This window comes from Pseudomonas sp. GM25 (genome assembly GCF_000282255.1).
In the GTDB taxonomy this organism is placed as follows: Bacteria; Pseudomonadota; Gammaproteobacteria; order Pseudomonadales; family Pseudomonadaceae; genus Aquipseudomonas; species Aquipseudomonas aphyarum.
The window spans coordinates 130,966-137,130 of sequence record NZ_AKJQ01000049.1; the positions used below are offsets into that span (position 1 = coordinate 130,966).

Annotated in this window: 3 protein-coding genes; 2 read left to right on the forward strand and 1 reads right to left on the reverse strand. The window is 61.1% G+C overall.

All coding sequences use genetic code 11. The features are described from left to right. Positions 1-31 precede the first annotated feature (31 nt). A complete protein-coding gene (gene mltF / locus PMI24_RS20820; RefSeq protein WP_011332593.1) occupies positions 32-1,492 on the reverse strand; it encodes a membrane-bound lytic murein transglycosylase MltF in 1,461 nt (486 codons plus the stop codon). 285 nt (positions 1,493-1,777) lie between these two features. On the opposite strand from mltF, the gene purL reads away from it, so the two are divergent. Further along, the gene (gene purL, locus PMI24_RS20825) at positions 1,778-5,674 is read left to right on the forward strand and encodes a phosphoribosylformylglycinamidine synthase (protein WP_007957375.1); all 3,897 of its coding nucleotides are present in this window, start codon (positions 1,778-1,780) and stop codon (positions 5,672-5,674) included. Positions 5,675-5,679: 5 nt separating this feature from the next. Then, positions 5,680-5,991: a Nif3-like dinuclear metal center hexameric protein gene (locus PMI24_RS20830; RefSeq protein WP_045121829.1), complete on the forward strand. Its 312-nt coding sequence runs from the start codon at positions 5,680-5,682 to the stop codon at positions 5,989-5,991. The last annotated feature ends 174 nt before the right edge of the window (positions 5,992-6,165 follow it).

Sequence of the window (6,165 nt, forward strand, 5' to 3'; positions counted from 1 at the left end):
TGGCTCCCACATTTGATTGAAGGTATCTGGATCAGAGCGGGGCTGGCTCTTGAGCGGGTTTCGATTTATCGATCCCCGGAACATGCAGATTGCCCTCGGCCACCTGATCGCCTTCAAGTTGCGGCTGGGTCACCCAGGTGAGGATGTCGTAGTAGCGACGGATGTTCGCCACGAAATGCACCGGTTCGCCGCCCCGGGCGTAGCCGTAGCGGGTTTTGCTGTACCACTGCTTCTGCGACAGGCGCGGCAGGATCTTTTTCACATCCAGCCACTTGTCCGGGTTCAACCCTTCCTTGGCCGCCAGTTTGCGTGCGTCATCCAGATGACCGCTGCCGACGTTGTAGGCCGCCAGGGCAAACCAGGTGCGATCCGGTTCCTGGATCGACTCGTCGAGCTGATCCTTCATGTAGGCCAGGTACTTGGCGCCACCCATGATGCTCTGCTTCGGATCGAGGCGGTTGGACACGCCCATGGCCTGGGCGGTGTTCTGGGTCAGCATCATCAGCCCGCGCACGCCGGTCTTCGAGGTGACCGCCGGTTGCCACAGCGATTCCTGATAACCGATCGCCGCCAACAGGCGCCAGTCGACTTTCTCTTTCTTGGCGTAGGCCTTGAAGTGCTGTTCGTATTTGGGCAGCCGCTGCTGCAAGTGCTGGGCGAAGGTGGTAGCGCCCATGTAGCCGAGGACGTCGACGTGGCCGTAATAGCGGTCCTTCAGACGTTGCAGGGTGCCGTTCTTCTGCACTTTGTCCAGATAGCTGTTGATCTCGTTGAGCAGGCTGTTGTCTTCGCCGGCCGCCACGGCCCAGCTCTGGCTGCGTGCGTCGCCGAGGTCGAAGGCCACGCGGATGTTGGTGAAGTACACCTGGTTCATCGCCACTTCGTTGGAATCGACCAGGGTTAGATCGATCTGACCTTCATCGACCATGCGCAGCAGGTCGACCACTTCAACGGCGTCGGACTCTTCGTATTGAATGCCAGGATATTTCTGTTTCAGCTCCGCCAGTTGTTCGGCGTGGGTGCTGCCCTTGAGCACCATGATCTTCTTGCCCACCAGATCGCCGGCGTCGGTAGGACGAGATTGGCCGTTGCGATAGATGATCTGCGGAGTGACTTCGAGGTAGGAGCGGGAGAAACGCACCTGCTTCTTACGCTGTTCGCTGCTGACCAGACCGGCGGCCGCCAGTACCGGGCCGTTCGGCTTGCCGACCTGGTTGAACAGATCGTCGAGGTTGTCGGCGGTTTCAATCTTGAGCTCGACCCCCAAATCGTCGGCGAAGCGCTTCACCAGCTCGTATTCGAAGCCGGTTTCACCGCTGCGATCCTGAAAGTAGGTGGCGGGGCTGTTTCGGGTGACCACCCGCAGCACGCCATCCTCCTTTACGCGCTCGAGTGTGTTGGGTTTATCAACACAGCCACTGAGCATCAGGAAGAGTCCGGTAGCGATCAGCCATTTGGCGTACCGCGGACGCAAAGCCGTTGGGGAAAACATGTGCGCAGTATACGCAAAGGACAACGGGCGCCATATCTCGACAGTTGCGGGGTTGTCTGCTAGGGATCACAAAACCGCTCGAAACCCCGCAGGAATGGGCTCGAAAGGCATTTTGTGACAGAAAAAATAACCCGCGTTCCGACACCCCGTAAATTTGACCCTCAAGGCAGGAACACCACTCGACATCCGGGTGCAACCGTGCGTAGCGTTTCGGGTGATGTTGAGGGCGGTTTAGGCTAGAATGCACGGCCTCAAAGCACACCCCTTCCCGAGGCTGTCCCGAAGATGTTGATCCTGCGCGGCGCTCCTGCCCTTTCTGCCTTTCGCCACAGCAAACTCCTTGAGCAACTGAGCCAGAAGGTTCCGGCTGTCAGTGGCTTGTATGCTGAATTCGCTCACTTCGCCGAAGTCACCGGCGTCCTGACCGGCGACGAACAGCAGGTGCTTGCGCGCCTTCTGAAGTACGGTCCAAGCGTTCCGGTTCAAGAGCCGACCGGTCGTCTGTTCCTGGTGTTGCCGCGTTTCGGCACCATCTCGCCATGGTCGAGCAAGGCCAGCGACATCGCCCGCAACTGCGGCCTGAGCAAGATCCAGCGCCTGGAGCGCGGCATCGCGTTCTACGTCGCCGGCCAGTTCAGCGAAACCGAAGCGCAGCAAATTGCAGACGTACTGCATGACCGCATGACTCAGATCGTTCTGGCCAACCTCGAGCAGGCCGCCGGTCTGTTCAGCCACGCCGAACCGAAGCCGCTGACCGCCATCGACATCCTCGGCGGTGGTCGCGCCGCGCTGGAGAAGGCCAACGTCGAACTGGGCCTGGCCCTGGCCGAAGACGAGATCGACTATCTGGTCAACGCCTTCAACGGTCTCAAGCGCAACCCGCACGACATCGAACTGATGATGTTCGCCCAGGCCAACTCCGAGCACTGCCGCCACAAGATCTTCAACGCCAGTTGGGATATTGACGGCGAAAGCCAGGAAAAAAGCCTGTTCGGCATGATCAAGAACACTTATCAGATGCACAGCGAAGGTGTGCTGTCCGCTTACAAGGACAACGCTTCGGTGATCGTCGGCAACGTCGCCGGCCGCTTCTTCCCGGATCCGGAAACCCGCCAGTACGGCGCGGTGCAGGAACCGGTGCACATCCTGATGAAGGTCGAAACCCACAACCACCCGACCGCGATCGCCCCGTTCCCAGGTGCGTCCACCGGTTCCGGTGGCGAGATCCGCGACGAAGGCGCAACCGGTCGTGGCGCCAAACCGAAGGCCGGCCTGACCGGTTTCACCGTGTCGAACCTGCAGATCCCGGGCTTCGAACAGCCGTGGGAAGTGCCGTACGGCAAGCCTGAGCGCATCGTCAACGCGCTGGACATCATGATCGAAGGCCCGCTGGGCGGCGCCGCGTTCAACAACGAATTCGGTCGTCCGGCCCTGACCGGCTACTTCCGTACCTTCGAACAATCGATCACCACCCCGCACGGTGACGAAGTTCGCGGTTACCACAAGCCGATCATGCTGGCTGGCGGCATGGGCAACATCCGTGAAGAGCACGTCAAGAAAGGCGAGATTCTGGTCGGCTCCAAGCTGATCGTGCTCGGCGGCCCGGCGATGCTGATCGGTCTGGGCGGCGGCGCTGCTTCCTCCATGGCCACCGGCACCAGCTCGGCGGATCTGGACTTCGCTTCGGTTCAGCGTGAAAACCCTGAAATGGAACGTCGCTGCCAGGAAGTCATCGACCGTTGCTGGCAGCTGGGCGACAAGAACCCGATCAGCTTCATCCACGACGTGGGTGCGGGCGGTCTGTCCAACGCCTTCCCGGAACTGGTCAACGACGGCGATCGCGGTGGCCGTTTCGAACTGCGCAACATTCCAAACGACGAGCCGGGCATGGCCCCGCACGAAATCTGGTCCAACGAATCCCAGGAGCGTTACGTTCTGGCGGTCGGCCCGGCCGATTTCGAGCGCTTCAAGGCGATCTGCGAACGTGAGCGTTGCCCGTTCGCCGTTGTCGGTGAAGCCACCGCCGAGCCGCAACTGACCGTGACCGACAGCCACTTCGGCAACAACCCGGTGGACATGCCACTGGAAGTGTTGCTGGGCAAGGCGCCGCGCATGCACCGTTCGGTGGTTCGCGAAGCCGAGCTGGGCGATGACTTCGATCCGTCGAACCTCGACATCGGCGAAAGCATCGAGCGCGTCCTGCACCACCCGGCCGTGGCGAGCAAAAGCTTCCTGATCACCATCGGCGACCGCACCATCACCGGCCTCGTGGCCCGTGACCAGATGGTTGGCCCTTGGCAGGTTCCGGTGGCCGACGTTGCCGTCACCGCCACCAGCTTCGACGTTTACACCGGGGAAGCGATGGCAATGGGCGAGCGCACTCCGCTGGCGCTGTTGGACGCTCCGGCGTCGGGCCGCATGGCCATCGGCGAAACCCTGACCAACATTGCTGCCTCGCGCATCAACAAGCTCTCTGACATCAAACTGTCGGCGAACTGGATGTCCGCTGCCGGCCACCCGGGTGAAGACGCGCGTCTGTACGACACCGTGAAAGCGGTCGGCATGGAACTGTGCCCTGAGCTGGGCATCACCATTCCGGTCGGCAAGGACTCGATGTCCATGGCCACCCGCTGGAACGACAACGGCGAAGACAAGACTGTCACCTCGCCGATGTCCCTGATCGTGACCGGTTTCGCGCCAGTGGCTGACATCCGTCAGACCCTGACCCCGGAACTGCGCATGGACAAGGGCACCACCGACCTGATCCTGATCGACCTCGGTCGCGGCCAGAACCGCATGGGCGCCTCGATCCTCGCCCAGGTTCACGGCAAGCTCGGCAAGCAGGCTCCGGACGTCGACGACGCCGAAGACCTGAAAGCGTTCTTCGCAGTGATCCAGGGCCTCAACGCCGACGGTCATCTGCTGGCTTACCACGACCGTTCCGACGGTGGTCTGCTGACCTCCGTGGTGGAGATGGCCTTCGCCGGTCACTGCGGTCTGAGCCTGAACCTCGACAGCGTTGCCGAAAGCTCCGCCGAAATTGCCGCCATCCTGTTCAACGAAGAACTGGGTGCCGTGATCCAGGTTCGCCAGGACGCCACCCCGGACATCCTCGCGCAATTCAGCGCTGCCGGTCTGGGCGACTGCGTGTCGGTGATCGGTCAGCCGATCAACAACGGCCAGATCAACATCACCTTCAACGGTGACACCGTGTTCGAAGGCCAGCGTCGTCTGCTGCAACGTCAGTGGGCCGAGACCAGCTACCAGATCCAGCGTCTGCGCGACAACGCCGACTGCGCCGAGCAAGAGTTCGATGCGCTGCTGGAAGAAGACAACCCGGGCCTGAGCGTCAAGCTGAGCTACGACGTCAACCAGGACATCGCCGCGCCTTACATCAAGAAAGGCATCCGCCCACAGGTTGCCGTGCTGCGTGAGCAGGGCGTCAACGGTCAGGTGGAAATGGCGGCGGCGTTCGACCGCGCCGGTTTCAATGCGATCGACGTGCACATGAGCGACATTCTGGCCGGTCGTGTCGACCTGAACGAGTTCAAAGGTCTGGTGGCCTGCGGTGGTTTCTCCTACGGCGACGTTCTCGGCGCCGGTGAAGGCTGGGCCAAGTCCGCACTGTTCAACAGCCGTGCCCGCGATGCGTTCCAGGGCTTCTTCGAACGTAACGACAGCTTCACCCTCGGCGTGTGCAACGGTTGCCAGATGATGTCCAACCTGCACGAGCTGATCCCGGGCAGCGAGTTCTGGCCGCACTTCGTGCGCAACCGCTCCGAGCAGTTCGAAGCGCGCGTGGCGATGGTTCAGGTTCAGGAGTCGAACTCGATCTTCCTTCAGGGCATGGCCGGTTCGCGCATGCCGATCGCCATCGCTCACGGTGAAGGCCATGCCGAGTTCTCCAGCGAAGAAGCACTGCTGGAAGCCGATCTGTCCGGTTGCGTGGCGATGCGTTTCGTCGACAACCACGGCAAGGTCACCGAAGCCTACCCGGCCAACCCGAACGGTTCGCCGCGCGGGATCACCGGTCTCACCAGCCGCGACGGTCGTGTGACGATCATGATGCCGCACCCGGAGCGTGTGTTCCGTGCCGTGCAGAACTCGTGGCGTTCGGAGGACTGGAACGAAGACGCTCCTTGGATGCGTATGTTCCGTAATGCTCGTGTTTGGGTGAACTAAGGCCTGTGTACAAGCTGGCGTTTTTTGTTCCTGACAGTCATGTCGAGGTGGTCAAAGGGGCTGTGTTCGCTGCTGGTGGTGGGCGGATCGGTGACTATGACCACTGTGCTTGGCAGGTGCTTGGATCTGGTCAGTTTCGGCCTTTGGACGGGAGTCAGCCGTTCATGGGTGAGGCGGGGCGGGTTGAGCGGGTCGAGGAGTGGAAGGTTGAGCTTGTTGTTGGCGATGAGTTGATTCGCTCGGTAGTGGCGGCTCTTAAGTTGAGCCATCCCTACGAGACGCCGGCTTATGAAGTGTGGCGGCTGGAGGATTTTTGATTTTCCTTGGCTGCTGAAATGGAAAACCCGCTGAGAGTGATTTCAGCGGGTTTTTTGTTGTTTGGGGTTTGGGTTGGGTGAATATCCGTTTCTTCGGGTGCGGCGGCTTATGGTTCCGCCCTTACGGCGGGTCACTTTGGCAAACGCCCCAAAGTAACCAAAGGTCTGGGCCCC